This window comes from Pseudomonas sediminis (genome assembly GCF_002741105.1).
In the GTDB taxonomy this organism is placed as follows: Bacteria; Pseudomonadota; Gammaproteobacteria; order Pseudomonadales; family Pseudomonadaceae; genus Aquipseudomonas; species Aquipseudomonas sediminis.
In genome coordinates this window covers 71,099-90,454 of sequence record NZ_NIQU01000010.1, presented here as the reverse complement: position 1 = coordinate 90,454, position 19,356 = coordinate 71,099, and the positions used below count along the sequence as shown (strand labels likewise).

Genomic DNA, 19,356 nt, shown 5'->3' with positions numbered 1-19,356 from the left:
CAGTGCAATGCGCGAACGCAAAGCCTGGTTGATCCTGCATGGCAAGCAGGCGTTGAACGAAGAGGTGAGGACGGCCGTGAGCGGCCTGCGTGAGCGTGGCTGGGATTTGGCCGTGCGCCTGACCTGGGAAGGCGGGGACGCCGAGCGGCTGGTCGAGGAAGGGCTGGCCGCTGGTTACCCGACGCTGATTGCCGGTGGCGGTGATGGCACCCTGCGTGATGTGGTCGAAGCGCTGGTCAAGGCGCAGAGTGATGCAAGCCTGGCTCTACTGCCGCTGGGCACGGCCAATGATTTCGCCCACGCTGCCGGTATTCCGCTGACGCCGGCTGCCGCGCTGGCGTTGCTGGAGGTCGAACCGGTGGCCGTTGACGTGGGCATGGCCGGTGAACGCGCTTTCCTCAATATGGCCACGGGCGGTTTCGGCTCCAACATCACCGCCAACACGCCGGAGGAACTCAAGAAAGTCCTCGGTGGCGCCGCCTATCTGCTCACCGGGCTCAGCCGCTTTTCCGAAGTACGTGCGGCCGCCGGTCGGTTTCACGGGCCGGACTTCGAGTGGCGGGGCGAATTTCTGGCATTGGGCATCGGTAACGGACGCCAAGCCGGTGGCGGTCATTTGCTCTGTCCCGAGGCGACCATTGACGACGGCTTGCTGGACGTATGCATTGTTCCTGCCGCGCAGGATGTGGTGAGCACCCTGGGCACGTTGCTCTCGGGCGGCATGCATGGTGTGCAGAGCGTCGCGGTCAGCGCGCGGCTGCCGTGGCTGGAAGTGGAGGCGCAGGAAGGATTGGATTTGAACCTCGATGGCGAACCGATGGAAAGCAAGCGTTTGCGCTTTAGCGCACAACCTGGCGCGTTGCGTCTGCATCTACCCCGGCATTCGCCTTTGCTCGCTGGTCAGGCGCCTGGGGCTGAGGCATGATGGCGGCGCGCCAGCAAGGCTTCAGTATGCCGGCAGTTCGCCGATAACCCGAACGGCAGACTAGACTCAATCTATATACCTCGGAGCGCATGATGGCTGGCATCCTCGATTCAGTAGATCAACGCACGCAATTGGTCGGCGAGAACCGCCTGGAAATCCTCATGTTCCGCCTGGCCGGTCGGCAGTTGTTCGCCATCAACGTGTTCAAGGTGCAGGAAGTCCTGCAGATGCCCAAACTGACGCTGATGCCGCAGCGTCACCGCTTTGTCTGCGGTGTGGTCAACCTGCGTGGCCAGACCCTGCCGGTGATCGATCTGTCCCAGGCCATCGGCATGCGTCCGCTGGTGCCGGATGAGCGCAGCACCATCATCGTCACTGAGTACAACCGCTCTGTGCAGGCCTTCCTGGTCGGCAGTGTCGATCGCATCCTCAACCTCAATTGGGAGTCGATCCAGCCGCCGCCCGGTGGCGCCGGTCGCCAGCATTACCTGACCGCAATCACCAAGGTCGACGAGCAGATCGTCGAGGTCATCGACGTGGAAAAGGTGCTGGCCGAGATCGTGCCGATGAGCACCAAGGTCTCCGAAGAAAAACTTGCCGATCCGTTGCTGGAGAAGGCGCGCGGTCGTGAAGTGCTGCTGGTGGACGACTCCAGCGTGGCGCTGAGCCAGCTGCGCGATACCCTGACCCAACTGGGCATGCGCCTGCACATGGCGGGCGATGGTCTGAAAGCCCTGAACCTGCTGAAGAAGTGGGCGGATAGCGGCGAAGTGATGACCGACAAGCTGCTGATGATCTTCACCGATGCCGAAATGCCGGAGATGGACGGCTACCGCCTGACCAGCGAGATTCGCAACGATCCGCGCCTGAAGGACCTCTACGTCGTGCTGCACACGTCGCTGTCCGGCAGCTTCAACGAGGCGATGGTGAAGAAGGTCGGTTGCGACAACTTCCTCTCCAAATTCCAGCCGGACAAGCTCGTCGACGTGGTACGTCAACGCCTCGAGTTGGACGAGCCCCGCTAGCATTGGCTTAGGGCGGGTGAAGCCCGCCTGGCGCTGATGGCCTTACTGATCTGCAAAATTTCCCGAGTTTTGTTGCTTGTGAGCATCGCCGTCACCTCGTATAACGGCGTTTTGCCAACAGGAAACTGACCCATGCTGAGTCTCTCGGGGCTGTACCGTTATCCGCTCAAGTCCGGCCGCGGCGAAGTGTTGCAGCGCAGTGCGGTCGACGGTCTCGGCCTGCAGGGGGATCGGCGCTGGATGCTGGTCGATGCCGACAACGGCCGCTTCATCACCCAACGCCTGCTACCGCAGATGAGTCAGCTGAGCGCTCTGTACGATGCGCGTGGCGGGCTGACTCTGAGTGCGCCGGGGCGTGAGGATCTGTCCGTGGCCTTGCCCGATCCCGAGCAGGACCTGCGTGGCGTCATCGTCTGGCGTGACAGCCTGCGCGTGCCGGATGCGGGCGATGCAGCGGCTGCCTGGCTCAGCGATATGCTGGGTAAGTCTTGTCGGTTGGTGCAGGTGCCGGAAGGCCGCACTCGCCAAGTCGATACCGCCTATGCGCAACCGGGCGATCGCGTGGCCTTTGCCGACGGTTTCCCGCTGCTGCTGATCGGCCAGGCGTCGCTGGACGATCTTTCTCAGCGCGTCGGGCAATCGCTGTCGATGCTGCGTTTTCGCCCCAATCTGGTCGTCACCGGCGGTGAGCCTTACGCCGAAGACAGCTGGAAGCGCATCCGCATTGGCGAGGTGGAGTTCGACGTGGCCAAGGGCTGCTCGCGCTGCATCCTCACCACCATCGACCCACAGACCGGCGAGCGCAACGCCCAGCGTGAGCCGCTGGCCACGCTCAAGACCTACCGGGAACGCGATGGCGATGTGTACTTCGGGCAGAACCTTTTGCCGCGAGGTGTGGGTGAGCTACAGATCGGTATGCCGGTTGAAATTCTGGAGTAGGGTGCGCCATGCGCGCCGCGTGATCTGCGTAAGGTCGCTGGGCTGAGGCTCACGCGGCAATGAACCGAAGCGCGGTCCGGCCCTGGCGTATGGAGCAGCGAGCCCCGATCAGGCACCCAGTCCGATCGGGGCTTTTGTTTTACTGATCCTCAAAGAAGCGCTCGTTCCACGCCACCAGCGGGTGCGGTGCGTTGAGCTTCTGGCCGTAGATTACCGAGTAGGACAGCACGTTCTGCACGTACTGGCGGGTCTCGTCGAACGGGATGTTCTCCACCCAGACGTCATAACTGAGGTGATTGGCGCCGCGCAGCCACTGGCGTACGCGGCCGGGCCCGGCGTTGTAGGCGGCCGAGGCGAGTACGCGGTTGCCATTGAACTGACCATATACCTGACTCAGATAGGCGGCGCCCAACTGGATGTTGGTGTCCGGGTTGAGCGCCTGTTGCGGCGACGCCAGGGGGATGCCGAACTTGCGTGCGGTTTCCTTGGCAGTGCCCGGCATTAGTTGCATCAGGCCCATGGCGCCGGCGTGGGAGCGGGCGTCGGCCATGAAGGCGCTTTCCTGGCGGGTGATGGCGAACACCCAACTCGAATGCAGATCGCGGCGCTTGGCTTCACGCACCAGTTCGCTGCGGTGAGCCATGGGGAAGCGCACTTCCAGGTCGTCCCAGTACTGAGCCTGGCTGATGGTGCGGATGGCCGGGAAGTACCACTCCATTTCGTAGGCCAGGCGCGCCTGAGCCACCAGTTCATCGCGGCTGAACAGACGGCTGACGTGATACCACTCGCGGCGACCATCGACGATCTGGCCGCGTGCATGGAATTCCATGGCGCGCTTGATACCGGCGGTGTTGCGTACCTTCTGCACCACCTTCGGGTCGAGTGCCAGCGGCTGGTTGTTCAACGAGTAAGGTGCCTTGACCTGATCGGCGGCCATGAAGCCGTAAAAGTCGCGCTCCTTGGCCAGGGCCTGAAACAGTACTTCCGGTTGATGGCTGTTGGGTTGCGCCAGTTGCAGGCTGCGCGCGTTCCAGTAGCGCCAGCGGTTGCTGCTGGCCAGATCGGACGGCATCTTCTGGGTCAGCTCATAGGCTTCTTCCCAGCGGCCGTGACGCAGCAGCAGGCGCGCGCGCCATTCGCTGACGGTGTTGTCACGCAGTTGCGGGTCGTACTTGGCCATGACTTGCAGGCCGCGCAGGTCGAAGCGTTGTGCCAGGCGCAGACCGATCTGGCGGGCGATGGCGACCTGCTCGTCCGAGGAGAACTTCATACGCTGGGCGTAGCCGTCGAGCAGGGCCAGGGCGTCTTCGGGGTTCTGCCGGGCCAGGCGGCGCAGGCCGAGGCCGACTACGTCGCTCATGGCGTCATCGGCTGGAGCGAAACGCGCGGTGTTTTTCAGCAGTTGCGGTTTCTGTGCGACCTCGACCATCAGCTTGCCGCGCTCGCCAAGCGTTGGCATGCCCTTGATCAGGAAGTTGGCCAAGCCGTAGTTGCCGCTTTCCACCGCCAGTTTGGTGCGCTGCCAGCGGCGCTGTTCGGTGAGCTGGCCATTGGCGGCCCAGCGTTCGAACAGCGGATCACAGGCGTTGGGCTGGGATTTGCCCACCAGCCAGAGCTTCTCGGCGGTAGCGTTACCTTCGGCAGTCAGGCCGTGGCTGAGCTGGTACTGGCCATACAGGCAATCCAGTTCAGTGAAGTTGAGCTTGGCATCGTAGTGATCGAGGAAGGGCTTCCAGTCTCCACGCTCGGCCAGCGCGCGCAGCCAGCGCAGCTTCATCCAGCTGGCCTGAGGCAGGTCACCATGTTCGGCAAGAAACTTTTCTATTTCCGCATTGCTCGCTGATCGCAGACGGTTGGTCAGCTCGTCATAGGCCAGATATGGCGTCAGCGGGTAGTCGCGCAGAGCGCTGGCGTACTGGCGATAGGGGCCACTGTCGCCCTTGGCCAGGGCGCGCTTGGCTTCATCGTAGTACTGGCGCTGCTGCGCCAGAGTGGCGGCTTCGGCACTGGCCAGGCCAGCAGTGGTGGTGAAAATCAGGCAGGAAACTACAGAAAGAAGGCGACCGCGCATGGCATTTCCAGGGGCAAGCAGAGAATGGGGCAACAGGTTCCATATCGTTGCATGCCCTTAGCTTAGCGCTTCAGCGGGGCGCGGTGAATGCCGTCGCGCCAGATGGACACATGCAGAAAAAATGCATGGCGCAGTGCTATTGCGAGTGTTTGCCGAGGTGCCCGCTGCTGGGGTGGAAACGGCCACAGCCAACCTGTAACTCGGGTAGAATGCGCCGCCTGTTTCTGGAGATGCCCATGACCCTGCTCAAGTTTGCCGACGTATCCCTCGCCTATGGCGCCATGCCCCTGCTCGACGGGGTGTCCTGGCAAATCGCGCGGGGTGAGCGGGTGTGCATCATCGGCCGCAACGGTACGGGCAAATCGAGCATGCTGCGCCTGGTCAAGGGTGACCAGATGCCGGATGACGGTGAAATCTGGCGTGCACCTGGGCTAAAGATTGGCGAGCTGCCGCAGGAGCTGCCGCGTGCCGACGAGCGTACGGTGTTCGACGTGGTTGCCGAAGGCCTGGCCGGCGTTGGCGAATTGTTGGCGCGTTATCATCATCTGGCGCAGAACATTCATGGCGACGACGACCTCGAGCAACTGATGCACGTGCAGCAGGAGCTGGAAGCCAAAGATGGCTGGCGCCTGCAGCAGCTGGTCGACAGCACCCTGAGCCGCCTGCAGCTGCCGGCGGACAAGACCCTGGCCGAGCTCTCCGGCGGTTGGCGCCGTCGCGTGCTGCTGGCCCAGGCGCTCGTGTCCGAGCCGGATCTGCTGCTGCTCGACGAACCCACCAACCACCTGGACATCGGCGCCATCGCCTGGCTGGAAGAGGCGCTGAAAGACTTTGGCGGCGCCGTGCTGTTCATTACCCACGACCGCTCCTTCCTGCAGAACCTGGCTACGCGCATCCTCGAACTGGATCGTGGTGGCCTGATCGACTGGAACGGCGACTACGCCAGCTTCCTGGTGCACAAGGAGCAGCAACTGGCTGCCGAGGAAACCGCCAACGCGCTGTTCGACAAGCGCCTGGCGCAGGAAGAAGTGTGGATTCGCCAGGGCATCAAGGCCCGCCGTACCCGTAACGAGGGGCGCGTGCGTGCGCTCAAGGCGATGCGTGCGGAACGTAGCGAGCGCCGCGAACGCCAGGGCAAGGCGAATATCCAGCTCGATACGGCGGACAAGTCCGGCAAGCAGGTGATGGTGGCGGAGAACGTCAGTTTCGCTCACGCCGGCGGTCCCTTCCTGGTCAAGGATTTCTCCATGGTCCTGCAGCGCGGTGACCGTATCGGCCTGCTTGGCGCCAACGGTACCGGCAAGACGACCCTGCTCAAGCTGCTGCTCAGCGACCTGCAACCGAGCAGTGGCAAGATCGAGGTGGGCACCAAACTGGAAGTGGCGTATTTCGACCAATTACGTCACCAGCTCGAACCGGAGAAGACGGTGATCGACAACGTCGCCGAGGGGCGCGACTTCATCACTATCGATGGCCAGAACCGCCATGTGCTGAGCTATCTGGGCGACTTCCTGTTCAGTCCGCAACGTGCTCGTACCCCTGTAAAAGCACTATCAGGTGGCGAACGGGCACGACTGTTGCTCGCCAAGTTGTTCAGCAAGCCGGCCAACCTCTTGGTGCTGGACGAACCGACCAACGATCTGGACGTAGAAACCCTGGAACTGCTCGAAGAAGTGCTGCTCAACTTCCCTGGCACCGTGCTGATGGTCAGCCACGACCGTGCCTTCCTCGATAACGTCGTGACCAGCACCCTGGTATTCGAGGGTGAAGGCAAGGTGCGCGAGTACGTTGGTGGCTATCAGGATTGGCTGCGCCAGGGCGGCTCGCCGCGTTTGCTCGGCGTGGGTGAAAGCAAGTCCGGCAAGGCCGAACTGGCCACGGCCATCGTCGAAGCGCCGACCCCGGCGGCAGTGACTCCCGCTCAAGAGAGCGCAGAGCCTGCAAAGAAGAAACTAAGCTACAAGCTGCAGCGCGAGCTGGAAGCGATTCCCGGGCAGATCGATGCTCTGGAGCAGGAAATGGCCGCGGTACAGGAGCAGGTATCCGATCCTGCCTTCTATCAGCAGCCGGTGCAGATCACCACGGAAGTATTGGCGCGTCTCGAGCGCTTGCAGAAGGAAATGGACGCGTTGCTCGAGCGCTGGGCAGAGCTGGAAGGCTGACGAAGGAACGAACGGGCAATGGCCATCGAGTACCGCATTACTCTCGACGACAATCATCAGTTCAGCTATCGGATCGAGCTGAATCGCGAATATGACCCCATTCAGGCGCAACAGGCTCCCGCCTGGACGCGCCTTGAACATCAGCAGTGCAGCAATTGCCCATTGAGTCGCGACCAGTTCAGCCATTGTCCGGCAGCGGTCGATCTGCATCGGGTGATCGAGGATTTTCGTGGTCTGCCAGCGTTCAAGAAGGCCAGCGTCTGGGTGCGCACGCCGGAGCGTGAGTACACCAAGCACGTCGGCTTGGAAGAGGGCCTGCGTGCGTTGCTCGGGGTGATCATGGCCACCAGTGCCTGCCCAGTGCTGGCGCGCCTGAAGCCGATGGCGCAGCACCATCTGCCGTTTGCCAACAATCAGGAATTCATCCTGCGTGCGGTATCGCTGTACCTGTCGCGGCAGTACTTCAATATGCGCGAGGGGCGTCTGGCCGATTGGGAGCTGAAGGGGCTGGTGCGCCTATTCCAGCAACTGAAACTGGTCAACCAGGCCTTCTGGCAGCGTATTCACGACACCTGTGAAGGCGACTCCAACCTCAAGGCCTTCCTGACCTTCTTCTCGATGTCATCGAGCATGACGGTGTCGCTGGAAACCCAGCTGCAGAAGATTCGCCCGCTGGTCATGAGTGCGGGCGAGTCGTTCGAGTAGGCTGAAGCTAAAAAACTCGCGGCTGAAGCCCCTCCCACAGGCTTTGTCCGTGGGAGGGGCTTCAGCCGCGACGCGATCTCAAGCGCCTTTTTCGCCTTTCTTCAGGCGCACTGCGAGCACGTCGCAGGGCGCGCCATGCAGCACGTCATTAGCGGTGGAACCCAGCAGCAGCGCCAGGCCGTGGCGACCATGGCTGCCAACCACGATCAGATCGCAACCCTGTTCTTCGGCCAGGCGGTGAATTTCCTGGCGCGGTTGGCCATAAGCCAGATGGCGCTGGTCCGCGGTCAGTTCGGGATACTTGCCAGTAAAGCTGTCCAGGCGCTCGCGGGCCTGCTCGAACTGCTGTTGCTGCAGCATCGACAGGTCCATCGGCACGTCACCACCAAAGGCCATGGCCATCGGTTCGACGATATGCACCAGGGACATCTTGGCGCCACTGGCCTGCGCCAGTTTCTGCGCGCGTACCACTACAGGGTCGCATTCCTCGGTCAGGTCGACGGCGACCAGAATGTGCTGGTAGGGCATGGTGAGTTCTCCTCAAAGGGGCAAATGGCTCTGTATCAAGTATGGCCCCATTGTGTGGGGCAGGGCGACTGGTCGTTAAATAAGGCAAAGAAAAGCCCGGTGCGAGCACCGGGCAATGGTTGGGCCAGGCAGGCCGGAAATCTGGGGCATCAATGTTGGGAGGCAGCGTATTGGGCCGCAACACCTTCCAGGCCTTCGATGATGCTGTCGGAATACTTGCTGATCAGGAAAGGTACGGTGTTTTCGTTGTAGTTGCGCAGGGATTTCTCGATGTAACGCCATTTGGTACCGATGGAGTTCAGCGCTGCACTGATCTCCGGAGTGTTCTGCTGGGCGGTGCTGAGGTTGTCCAGCTTGCTGGCGAATTCGCCTGCCAGCTCGTCGATGGCGCGTTCTTCGCCGCCGCCGAAGAAGCTGGCGCCGACCGAGGCACTGCGTGAAGCATAGTCCAGCGCAATATTCTGCATCAGCAGGCTTTGCTCACGGCTCTTCTGCGTCAGTTGCGGTACGCTGAAACCGCTTTCTTGCTGAATCTTCAGATACAGCTCCTGACTAATGGCCATGATGCGTTGGTTGTTCTCGGCCAGATCGGCGACGGGTTGCAGGTCAGTGAAGCCCTGGCTGCGCATGGCGTCCATCAGTGTCTGGAGCCCGCTGCGGTAACTTTGCCAATTGGTTTGCAGCTGCGCGCGCAGCGCCTTGCTTGCATCCCCGGGCATTTCGCCCATGCCGTCCAGGTGCGATTGGCCTGCCTGCAGGGATTCGCCAATCATCCGCGCGTAGCGTTGATCACCTTCCATGCCGTTGTACATGTAGAAGTCGCCCAGGCTTTTTTGCGTTGCCAGGCGTAACTGGTGCAAGCGCAGCAGATCATCGGCCGGCGCGGCGCTGAGCAGGGGCGGGGATAGCAGCGTGAAGAGAAAAACGAGCAGGGCGCTCAGGGGGAATGCAAGCGAACGGCGGCTCGACATTGGTGACTCCATATGGCCCATCGTGGGGCTCGATTTGTTTTTGTATTGCCTTCAGGTGGCGCTGTGCCAGCTGAAAGTGAGACGACTGTACCCGGAGCGTAGCGATTTGGCTAGGCATCCGGGAGTCCCCGTATCAAGCAGGAAAACGCTCGCAATAGTGCGTTATTGACGCTGTTTATCGAAATCGGCTGGAGGCCACGAATGACCAGGCCTGCAGAAATCGTCGGGAAATCGACGAAAAGAGGCCAATTGACAAGCGCAGGGTTTTCCCTGAAGGTGTGCACACCCAAATCAAACGGGCGTATGAATTGAGCGTTTGCCTTGTTAGGCGCGCCATTACAGCCCGAATATCGCGTCGGTGGGTGTGTCGTACCGATTGGGGCTATGCTCGTGCGGCGCTGCCGCAGGCTAGCCTGCCGGTTGGCTCCGATGTGTACTGTTCAGCTTCCATACCGTGGAGATCAGTTGATGATTTACGAAGGTAAAGCCATCACGGTTAAGGCTCTTGAGAGCGGCATCGTCGAATTGAAGTTCGACCTCAAGGGTGAGTCCGTCAACAAATTCAACCGTCTTACCCTCAATGAGCTGCGCGCCTCCGTCGACGCGATCAAGGCTGACGGTTCGATCAAGGGCGTGATTGTCACCAGCGGCAAAGACGTGTTCATCGTCGGCGCCGATATCACCGAATTCGTCGACAACTTCAAACTGCCCGACGAAGAACTGGTGGCTGGCAACCTGGAAGCCAACAAGATCTTCAGTGATTTCGAAGACCTCGCCGTGCCGACCGTCGTCGCCATCAACGGCATCGCCCTGGGTGGCGGTTTCGAGATGTGCCTGGCCGGTGACTACCGTGTCATGAGCGATAGCGCCAAGATCGGCCTGCCAGAAGTCAAACTGGGCATCTACCCAGGCTTTGGCGGCACCGTGCGTCTGCCGCGTGTTATTGGTACCGACAACGCCGTCGAGTGGATCGCATCGGGCAAGGAAAACCGTGCCGAAGACGCTCTGAAAGTCGGCGCCGTCGATGCTGTGGTCAGTGCAGACAAGCTGCAGGCCGCCGCTCTGGATCTGGTCAAGCGCGCCATCTCCGGCGAGCTGGACTACAAGGCCAAGCGCCAGCCCAAGCTGGAAAAGCTCAAGCTCAACGCCATCGAGCAGATGATGTGCTTCGAGACCGCCAAGGGCTTCGTCGCTGGCCAGGCCGGCCCGAACTACCCGGCTCCGGTCGAGGCGATCAAGACCATTCAGAAAGCCGCCAACTTCGGCCGTGACAAGGCGCTGGAAGTTGAAGCTGCCGGCTTCGTCAAACTGGCCAAGACCTCGGTTGCCGAGAGCCTGATCGGCCTGTTCCTGAATGATCAGGAGCTGAAAAAGAAAGCCAAGCACCACGACGAAATCGCCCGCGACGTGAAACTGGCTGCCGTACTCGGCGCCGGCATCATGGGTGGTGGTATCGCCTACCAGTCGGCTTCCAAAGGTACGCCGATCCTGATGAAGGATATCCGTGAAGAGGGTATCCAGATGGGCTTGAACGAGGCTTCCAAGCTGCTCGGCAAGCGCGTCGAGAAGGGCCGCATGACCCCTGCGAAGATGGCTGAGGCCCTCAACGCCATCCGCCCGACCATGTCCTACGGTGATTTCGGTAACGTCGACATCGTCGTCGAAGCCGTGGTCGAGAACCCCAAGGTCAAGCAGATCGTGCTGGCAGAAGTGGAAGGCGTGGTGCGTGAAGACGCCATCCTGGCCTCCAACACCTCGACCATCTCCATCAGCCTGTTGGCCCAGGCGCTCAAGCGTCCGGAAAACTTCGTCGGCATGCACTTCTTCAACCCGGTGCACATGATGCCGCTGGTGGAAGTCATCCGTGGCGAGAAGTCCAGCGAAGTGGCCGTGGCCACCACCGTTGCCTACGCCAAGAAAATGGGCAAGAACCCGATCGTGGTCAACGACTGCCCGGGCTTCCTGGTCAACCGTGTACTGTTCCCGTACTTCGGCGGCTTCTCCAAGCTGCTGGGCTTCGGCGTCGACTTCGTGCGTATCGACAAGGTGATGGAGAAGTTCGGCTGGCCCATGGGCCCGGCTTACCTCTCCGACGTGGTCGGTATCGACACCGGCCACCATGGCCGTGACGTGATGGCTGAAGGCTTCCCGGACCGTATGGCCGTGGAAGGCAAGACTGCCGTCGACGTGATGTATGACGCCAATCGCCTAGGTCAGAAGAACGGTAAGGGTTTCTACGCCTACGAGACCGACAAGCGCGGCAAGCCGAAGAAGGTCACTGACCCGGCTGCTTACGAGCTGCTCAAGTCCATCGTGGTCGAAGAGCGTGAAGTCACCGACGAGGACATCATCAATTTCATGATGATCCCGCTGTGCATGGAAACCGTTCGTTGCCTGGAAGACGGCATCGTCGACACCGCAGCTGAGGCCGACATGGGCCTGATCTACGGTATCGGCTTCCCTCCCTTCCGTGGCGGTGCGCTGCGCTACATCGATTCCATCGGTGTTGCTGAATTCGTCGCCCTGGCTGACAAGTATGCCGAGCTGGGCGCCCTGTACCACCCGACCGCAAAACTTCGCGAAATGGCCGCCAAGGGCCAGAAGTTCTTCGGTTAACCGTGCAGCGAACAGAGCGAGAGTAGAAATATGAGCCTGAATCCTAGAGATGCAGTGATCGTCGACTTCGGTCGTACCCCGATGGGTCGTTCCAAGGGCGGCATGCACCGCAACACCCGCGCCGAGACCATGTCCGCGCACCTGATCAGCAAGCTGCTGGAGCGTAACGCCAAGGTCGACCCGGCTGAAGTCGAGGACGTGATCTGGGGCTGTGTCAACCAGACCCTGGAGCAGGGCTGGAACATCGCGCGCATGGCGTCGCTGATGACCCAGATCCCGCACACCAGCGCCGGCCAGACCGTCAGCCGCCTGTGCGGTTCGTCCATGAGCGCCCTGCACACTGCCGTGCAGGCGATCCAGACCGGTAACGGCGATGTATTCGTCGTCGGCGGTGTGGAGCACATGGGCCACGTAGGCATGATGCACGGTGTCGACCCGAACCCGCACCTGTCGCTGTACGCCGCCAAAGCGTCCGGCATGATGGGCCTGACCGCTGAAATGCTGGGCAAGATGCATGGCATCAGCCGTGAGCAGCAGGACGCCTTCGGTGAGCGTTCGCACCGTCTGGCGCACAAGGCCACCGTCGAAGGCAAGTTCAAGGATGAAATCATCCCGATGCAAGGCTACGACGAGAACGGTTTCCTGAAGATGTTCGATTTCGACGAAACCATTCGTCCGGAAACCACCCTTGAAAGCCTGGCTGCGCTGAAGCCTGCGTTCAACCCGAAAGGCGGCACCGTGACTGCAGGGACTTCCTCGCAGATCACCGACGGCGCTTCCTGCATGATCGTCATGAGCGCCCAGCGTGCCCAGGACCTGGGCATTCAGCCGATGGCCGTGGTTCGTGCCATGGCCGTTGCTGGTGTCGATCCGGCGATCATGGGTTACGGTCCGGTGCCGTCCACGCAGAAGGCGCTCAAGCGCGCCGGCCTGAGCATGGCTGACATCGACTTCGTCGAGCTTAACGAAGCCTTCGCAGCCCAGGCCTTGCCTGTGCTGAAGGATCTGAAGCTGCTCGACAAGATGGAAGAGAAGGTCAACCTGCACGGCGGCGCGATCGCCCTGGGTCACCCCTTCGGTTGTTCCGGTGCCCGTATCTCCGGTACCCTGCTCAACGTCATGAAACAGAACGGCGGCACCTTTGGTGTCTCCACCATGTGTGTGGGCCTTGGCCAAGGCATCACCACCGTCTTCGAGCGCGTTTAAGCGTCAGCGGACAGAAACCGGGGCCTAGTGCCCCGGTTTTGCTTTTTACGGCTTTTTATTTCGGGAACCGCTCATGCAGTTGCAGCCAGGACTCTATCGCCACTACAAAGGCCCGCAGTACCGCGTATTCGGGGTGGCGCGCCATTCCGAGAACGAGGAAGAGGTTGTGGTTTACCAGGCCCTGTACGGCGAGTTCGGCCTGTGGGTGCGGCCGCTGAGCATGTTCTGTGAAGAGATCGAGGTGGACGGCAAGCGCGTTCCACGCTTTGCTTTGATTCAGGCCGAAGTCAGCCCTATCGGCGCTTCGCAAGCCTGACTGTGCAACCCCTGCGCTTGACCTTCGCTCGGTCACCACTATATATAGCGGGGCCTTAGAACCTGTTCACGATCTGTTGCGCGTCGGCGCTACTGCGTTAAAAACAAGCTCGGAATGCTCATTTACCACTCGTAAACTCCGCTTCCTCGCTTGTTTTTGCCTTGTATCACTCTAGCTCACGAGCTCGTGAGCAGGCTCATATGGCTCCCAGCCTTCTATATTTCGCAATTCAGGAATTTTCTGATCCATGGGCAAATCGCTGGTCATCGTGGAATCCCCGGCCAAGGCCAAGACCATCAACAAGTACCTGGGCAGCCAGTACGTGGTGAAGTCGAGCATCGGCCACATCCGTGACCTGCCTACCAGCGGCTCGGCAAGCGCCACCAAGGAGCCTGCCAAGCGTGGCAAGGCTACCGCCGGTGAGGCGCCTGCGCTGTCGCCCAAGGAAAAGGCCAAACGCCAGCTGTTCACCCGCATGGGTGTCGACCCCGAGCATGGCTGGAAGGCCAAGTACGAGATCCTGCCTGGCAAGGAAAAGGTGATCGAAGAGCTGCGCCGTCTGGCCAAGGATGCTGACACCATCTATCTCGCAACCGACTTGGATCGCGAAGGGGAGGCCATCGCCTGGCACCTGCGCGAGTCCATCGGTGGTGATGACAGCCGCTACAAGCGCGTGGTGTTCAATGAGATCACCAAGAAGGCGATTCAGGATGCCTTCTCCAAGCCCGGTGAGCTGGACATCAACCGCGTCAACGCCCAGCAGGCACGCCGTTTCCTCGACCGCGTGGTGGGCTACATGGTTTCGCCGCTGCTGTGGGCCAAGATCGCCCGTGGCCTGTCTGCCGGTCGCGTGCAGTCGGTGGCGGTGAAGCTGGTCGTTGCGCGTGAAAAAGAAATTCGTGCCTTCGTCCCGGAAGAATACTGGGAAGTGCACGCTGATCTCGGCACTGCGAAGAACGCCAAGGTGCGCTTCGAAGTCGTTCGCGAAGACGGCTCGGCATTCAAGCCGGTCAACGAAGCGCAGGCCATGGCGGCGCTGGAGAAGCTCAAGGCTTCCAGCTACAGCGTGGTCAAGCGCGAAGATCGTCCGACCAGCAGCAAGCCGTCGGCACCTTTCATTACGTCGACCCTGCAGCAGGCTGCGAGCAACCGTCTTGGCTTCGGCGTGAAGAAAACCATGATGATGGCCCAGCGTCTCTACGAGGCCGGCTACATCACCTATATGCGTACCGACTCGACCAACCTGTCGAATGACGCAGTGGAGATGGTGCGTGGCTTCATCGGCAGCGAGTACGGCGACAAGTACCTGCCGGGTAAGCCCAATCTGTATTCGAGCAAGGAAGGCGCTCAGGAAGCGCACGAAGCGATTCGTCCCTCCGACGTCAACTTGCGTCCGACCCAGCTGTCCGGCATGGAGCGTGATGCCGAGCGCCTGTATGACCTGATCTGGCGTCAGTTCGTGGCCTGCCAGATGCCGCCGGCCGAGTACCTGTCCACCAGCGTCACTGTGGCTGCCGGCAACTTCGAGCTGCGCGCCAAGGGCCGCATTCTCAAGTTCGACGGTTACACCCGCGTACTGCCGCAGCAGAGCAAGCCGGGCGAGGACGACGTCCTCCCGGAAATGAAGGAGGGCGAGGGCCTCAAGCTGATTCAGCTCGACCCAAGCCAGCACTTCACCAAGCCGCCGGCGCGTTACTCGGAAGCCAGCCTGGTCAAGGAGCTGGAAAAACGCGGTATCGGCCGTCCGTCCACCTATGCCGCGATTATTTCCACCATTCAGGATCGCGGCTACGTCACGGTGCACAACCGTCGTTTCTATGCCGAGAAGATGGGCGACATCGTCACCGAGCGTCTCGACGAGAGCTTCGCCAACCTGATGGATTACAGCTTTACCGCCACCATGGAAGAGCATCTCGACGATGTGGCCCAGGGTGAGCGCGAGTGGAAGCATCTGCTCGATGAGTTCTACGGTGACTTCAAGAAGAAGCTAGAAGTGGCCGAGGCGGGCGAGGGCGGCATGCGTGCCAACCAGCCGACGCTGACCGACATCCCCTGCCGCGAGTGCGGCCGGCCGATGATGATCCGCACTGCCTCCACCGGCGTGTTCCTTGGTTGCTCCGGTTATGCGCTGCCGCCGAAGGAACGTTGCAAGGCCACCATCAACCTGGTGCCGGGCGACGAGATTGCTGCCGACGACGAGGGTGAGTCCGAGTCCCGCGTGTTGCTTGGCAAGCATCGCTGCCCGATCTGCTCCACGGCCATGGATGCCTATCTGCTGGATGAAACCCGCAAGCTGCACATCTGTGGCAACAACCCCGATTGCACGGGTTACGAGATCGAGCAGGGCCAGTACCGCATCAAGGGCTACGAAGGACCAAGTCTGGAGTGCGACAAGTGCGGCAGCCAGATGCAGCTCAAGACGGGCCGTTTCGGCAAGTTCTTCGGTTGCACCAATGCCAGCTGCAAGAACACCCGCAAGCTGCTCAAGAACGGCGAAGCGGCGCCGCCGAAGATGGACAAGGTGGATATGCCCGAGCTCAAGTGCGAGAAGGTGGACGACACCTACGTGCTGCGTGACGGTGCATCGGGCCTGTTCCTCGCCGCCAGCCAGTTCCCCAAGAATCGCGAGACGCGTGCGCCCCTGGTGCTGGAAATCGTTCCGCACAAGCATGAGATCGATCCCAAGTACCACTTCCTTTGCGATGCTCCACAGAAGGACCCTGATGGCCGCCCTGCGGTGATTCGCTACAGCCGCAAGACCAAGGAGCAGTACGTGCAGTCCGAGGTCGATGGCAAGCCGACCGGTTGGCGCGCGTTCTTCGATGGCGGCAAGTGGAAGGTCGAGGACAAGCGCTGATCTCTGCGCTCTGACGAGAAGCGCGTCTGCCTTGGTGCGACGCGCGTATCATGACCCGATCTGCTGTGGAGGTCGCCGCAATGGCCAAAGAAATCTATACCCGCACCAATCAGAAGATCTTCTTCGCCGGTATCGCCCTGGATAACTGGCGCAAGGCCGAGGCTTCCACCGCGTTCAACGTGCAGGCGCTGGTGCAGGCCGAGCGTGAAGCTGCGCTGTTTCACCTCTACGGTGGGCTCCTTGGGGTGTGTCATGAGATCGCCGGTTACTACCGCATGAACGACGCAGCGCCTTCGCGCGTCGAGGCGTTCGTGCAGCAGGCCGTACTCGAAGGGGCGCCCAGTCCCGAGCTGGCCGAGTTGGTGGAGTTGGCCCAGCAGCGCGAAACCTGGCTGGCCGAACTGCTGGCGGCCTATGCTGGCTTGTTCCAGCCGCCGCGTGAGGAGCGCAAGGCCAAGGTCGATCCGTCCATGCCGTTGATCACCGCCGTCAGTGTTGGCGAGGAGCCGGCCGAGCTGAGCATCGATGATGTCGATGCCTGGCGGCAGCAGCTCAAGGCGCTGGTGCTGCGTTTCCGCGAAGGCCTGAGCGAGTGCTGATTGGGTTTAACTGGACCAGTGGGCTGGGGATGATCCCGGCTGGCTGTTACAATGTCGTGTTTTTGCACAGAGACTGAGCCATGCCTACATCCTTTCTGGAAATCGTCGAACTGCCCGATGGGCGCATTGCCCTGCGTCGCGCAGAGGATGAAGAGGCGTTGGTGACCCTGGATTTCTCCGCTGATGCCAAGGCTTTCCTGCAGGGGCAACACATTGAGGTGGCCAAGGCCATGCTCAATGTTGGCGTGCAGATGGCGGGTCGAATGGCTGAGGGTGATTTCAGTGGTGAAGAAGAAGGCTCGCGCGTTCTCCACTGAGTTACTGCGTCTCAACGAAAAGCGGGGCTCCATTGGAGCCCCGTTTTCATTTCCGCAAGCGAAGTCGTGGTCAGCTAACCCAGGCTGATGTTCAGGCTCTGCGCGCCACCTGTGTTGGCGGCCTGTGCAAGGCGCTGACGAGTGCTGCTCTCGACCGGATACAACCAACTGATCACGGTATGGCTGCGACCCAGCTTGAGAGCTTCTTCGGCCAATTCCAGGGCATTCTGCCCTTGTCGCGGATGCAGCAGCAGGATTCGCTCACGGTTCAGCCCTGCATCGCGCAGCCAGCTTTGCGTGAGGCTTGCCGGCGGCGCTACCAAGGTCAGCCAGCGTGCGTCCTGATTCTGGCTCAGCTCTCGCAGAATCGGCGCCAGTAAGTGCAGGCAGTGCCCAACAGCGCCACGTAGAGCCAATTCGCTGAAAGCCTGATCATCCTCACTGCGAGAGATGTCATGGGCTGCGACCAGTGGCTCATTCGGCGTTCGGCCAAGGAACGCGTCGAAAAGGGTAAGTTGTGGGCGCTCGAACGACTGCTGCACGTACATGGTGTCTCCTCAGCGGCGGATTACACCGACGCTCAAACCTTCGATGACCAGATCCTGGTTTTCCAGGTCCACTTCGATCGGGGCGAACTCGGGGTTCTCGGCAATCAGCCAGACCTTGTTGCCCTCGCGCTTGAAGCGTTTGACCGTCACTTCATCGTCGATACGGGCGACGACGATCTGGCCGTTACGGGCTTCACGGGTGGTGTGCACGGCGAGCAGATCGCCATCGAAAATGCCGATATCCTTCATGCTCATGCCGCGCACACGCAGCAGGTAGTCGGCTTTGGGTTGAAAGAACGCGGGGTTGATCTGGCAGGATTCCTCGACATGTTGCTGGGCGAGGATCGGTGCGCCGGCAGCAACGCGGCCAATGACTGGAAGGCCTTCGTCCTCGTTCGCCGCGCCTGCCTCGAAGCCAGGAATGCGAATGCCGCGCGAAGCGCCTGGGGTCATTTCGATGGCCCCCTTGCGTGCAAGGGCCTTGAGGTGCTCTTCTGCTGCATTGGGTGATTTGAACCCCAGTTCCTGAGCGATTTCCGCACGGGTGGGTGGGTAGCCGTTGTCTTCCAGGCAGCGTTTGATGAAGGCGAGAATCTCGGCTTGGCGTGGCGTCAGTTTCAGCATGGCTGGGCTCTGTCTTTTTATACAGTGACTGGGATTATATACAGTAAGCGACTCTTGGCAACGCCCATTTTGCAGGTGCCTGTCGTCCGGCTTGTTACCCATGCCGAGTAATCTGCGTCTCTGCTTGTTGTAAGCTGTGACTAGCCGGCCAAAAGACGGCTCATGCGGCTTGACAATTCAGTGGGATGAAACGTATGTTTCAAACAAGTGTTTGTCAGGTGATAGCTCATGGCTCAGTCGGAAACCGTTGAACGCATTCTCGATGCTGCGGAACAGCTGTTCGCGGAAAAAGGCTTCGCCGAAACTTCATTGCGGCTGATCACCAGCAAGGCTGGGGTCAACCTGGCTGCCGTCAATTATCACTTCGGTTCGAAGAAGGCGCTGATTCAAGCGGTCTTCTCGCGCTTCCTCGGGCCTTTCTGTGCCAGCCTGGAAAAAGAACTCGATCGCCGTCAGGCCAAGTCCGACACCCAGGTTTCCCTGGAGGAGTTGCTCGAGCTTCTGGTCGAACAGGCTCTGGCCGTCAAGCCGCGCAGCGGCAACGATCTTTCCATCTTCATGCGCCTGCTCGGTTTGGCCTTCAGCCAGAGCCAGGGTCACCTGCGCAAATACCTGGAAGAGGTTTACGGCAAGGTTTTCCGTCGTTACATGCTGTTGGTACATGAGGCTGCGCCGCGTATTCCACCACTGGAGCTGTTCTGGCGTGTGCACTTCATGCTCGGTGCTGCGGCGTTCAGCATGTCCGGTATCAAGGCCTTGCGCGCGATGGCCGAGACCGATTTCGGCGTCAACACCTCGATCGAGCAGGTGATGCGGATGATGGTGCCATTCCTCGCCGCCGGTATGCGTTCGGAAACCGGGGTCAACGATCCTGCGTTGGCCGGCGCACAACTCAAGCCCCGGACCAAGGCGCCAAGCGCTGTCCCCAAGGTTTGACCGGACGGCAG

General features: G+C 60.9%; 17 protein-coding genes. 12 read left to right on the top strand and 5 right to left on the bottom strand.

Annotation, left to right across the window (positions count from 1 at the left end; genetic code table 11):
* Window positions 1-7 precede the first annotated feature (7 nt).
* The 3 genes from yegS to CDO35_RS20535 all read left to right on the top strand — a co-directional run bounded on the left by yegS (window position 8) and on the right by CDO35_RS20535 (window position 2,889).
* Entirely contained in the window at window positions 8-925 is a 918-nt protein-coding gene (yegS, locus tag CDO35_RS20545) for a lipid kinase YegS (protein WP_099526459.1), read from the top strand.
* A gap of 92 nt (window positions 926-1,017) precedes the next feature.
* Window positions 1,018-1,950 carry a chemotaxis protein CheV gene (locus CDO35_RS20540; RefSeq protein ID WP_099526458.1) on the top strand — a complete coding sequence of 311 codons (933 nt, stop codon included), beginning with the start codon at window positions 1,018-1,020 and terminating at the stop codon, window positions 1,948-1,950.
* Between the two features lie 132 nt (window positions 1,951-2,082).
* Window positions 2,083-2,889, top strand: a complete 807-nt coding sequence (locus tag CDO35_RS20535) for an MOSC domain-containing protein (protein WP_099526457.1) — start codon at window positions 2,083-2,085, stop codon at window positions 2,887-2,889.
* A 139-nt stretch (window positions 2,890-3,028) separates the two neighbouring features.
* Here CDO35_RS20535 and CDO35_RS20530 read toward each other — a convergent pair whose 3' ends face one another.
* On the bottom strand, window positions 3,029-4,960 hold the full coding sequence (locus tag CDO35_RS20530) for a transglycosylase SLT domain-containing protein (protein WP_099526456.1): 1,932 nt from the start codon (window positions 4,958-4,960) through the stop codon (window positions 3,029-3,031).
* A 236-nt stretch (window positions 4,961-5,196) separates the two neighbouring features.
* On the opposite strand from CDO35_RS20530, the gene CDO35_RS20525 reads away from it, so the two are divergent.
* Window positions 5,197-7,122: an ATP-binding cassette domain-containing protein gene (locus CDO35_RS20525; protein ID WP_099526521.1), complete on the top strand. Its 1,926-nt coding sequence runs from the start codon at window positions 5,197-5,199 to the stop codon at window positions 7,120-7,122.
* 18 nt (window positions 7,123-7,140) lie between these two features.
* Window positions 7,141-7,827: a DUF6901 family protein gene (locus tag CDO35_RS20520; RefSeq protein WP_099526455.1), complete on the top strand. Its 687-nt coding sequence runs from the start codon at window positions 7,141-7,143 to the stop codon at window positions 7,825-7,827.
* Window positions 7,828-7,905: 78 nt separating this feature from the next.
* Here CDO35_RS20520 and CDO35_RS20515 read toward each other — a convergent pair whose 3' ends face one another.
* Complete coding sequence (locus CDO35_RS20515; RefSeq protein WP_017361528.1) at window positions 7,906-8,355, bottom strand: universal stress protein; 450 nt, start codon at window positions 8,353-8,355, stop codon at window positions 7,906-7,908.
* Between the two features lie 149 nt (window positions 8,356-8,504).
* Complete coding sequence (locus CDO35_RS20510; protein ID WP_099526454.1) at window positions 8,505-9,326, bottom strand: hypothetical protein; 822 nt, start codon at window positions 9,324-9,326, stop codon at window positions 8,505-8,507.
* A gap of 468 nt (window positions 9,327-9,794) precedes the next feature.
* On the opposite strand from CDO35_RS20510, the gene fadB reads away from it, so the two are divergent.
* The 6 genes from fadB to CDO35_RS20480 all read left to right on the top strand — a co-directional run bounded on the left by fadB (window position 9,795) and on the right by CDO35_RS20480 (window position 17,237).
* Window positions 9,795-11,942, top strand: coding sequence for a fatty acid oxidation complex subunit alpha FadB (fadB, locus tag CDO35_RS20505; protein WP_099526453.1), 2,148 nt, complete (start codon window positions 9,795-9,797; stop codon window positions 11,940-11,942).
* A 30-nt stretch (window positions 11,943-11,972) separates the two neighbouring features.
* Entirely contained in the window at window positions 11,973-13,148 is a 1,176-nt protein-coding gene (fadA, locus tag CDO35_RS20500) for an acetyl-CoA C-acyltransferase FadA (RefSeq protein ID WP_099526452.1), read from the top strand.
* Between the two features lie 73 nt (window positions 13,149-13,221).
* A complete protein-coding gene (locus CDO35_RS20495) occupies window positions 13,222-13,464 on the top strand; it encodes a DUF1653 domain-containing protein (RefSeq protein ID WP_099526451.1) in 243 nt (80 codons plus the stop codon).
* A gap of 247 nt (window positions 13,465-13,711) precedes the next feature.
* A complete protein-coding gene (topA, locus tag CDO35_RS20490) occupies window positions 13,712-16,321 on the top strand; it encodes a type I DNA topoisomerase (protein ID WP_099526450.1) in 2,610 nt (869 codons plus the stop codon).
* Window positions 16,322-16,401: 80 nt separating this feature from the next.
* The gene (locus tag CDO35_RS20485) at window positions 16,402-16,920 is read left to right on the top strand and encodes a DUF6586 family protein (protein WP_099526449.1); all 519 of its coding nucleotides are present in this window, start codon (window positions 16,402-16,404) and stop codon (window positions 16,918-16,920) included.
* Between the two features lie 80 nt (window positions 16,921-17,000).
* A complete protein-coding gene (locus CDO35_RS20480) occupies window positions 17,001-17,237 on the top strand; it encodes a hypothetical protein (protein ID WP_003462072.1) in 237 nt (78 codons plus the stop codon).
* Between the two features lie 74 nt (window positions 17,238-17,311).
* On the opposite strand, the gene sulA is transcribed toward CDO35_RS20480, so the two are convergent.
* The gene (gene sulA, locus CDO35_RS20475; RefSeq protein WP_099526448.1) at window positions 17,312-17,785 is read right to left on the bottom strand and encodes an SOS-induced cell division inhibitor SulA; all 474 of its coding nucleotides are present in this window, start codon (window positions 17,783-17,785) and stop codon (window positions 17,312-17,314) included.
* 9 nt (window positions 17,786-17,794) lie between these two features.
* Complete coding sequence (lexA, locus tag CDO35_RS20470) at window positions 17,795-18,409, bottom strand: transcriptional repressor LexA (RefSeq protein ID WP_099526447.1); 615 nt, start codon at window positions 18,407-18,409, stop codon at window positions 17,795-17,797.
* A gap of 228 nt (window positions 18,410-18,637) precedes the next feature.
* Between lexA and CDO35_RS20465 the strand changes: the two genes are divergently transcribed.
* On the top strand, window positions 18,638-19,345 hold the full coding sequence (locus tag CDO35_RS20465) for a TetR/AcrR family transcriptional regulator (RefSeq protein WP_099526446.1): 708 nt from the start codon (window positions 18,638-18,640) through the stop codon (window positions 19,343-19,345).
* Window positions 19,346-19,356: the final 11 nt, after the last annotated feature.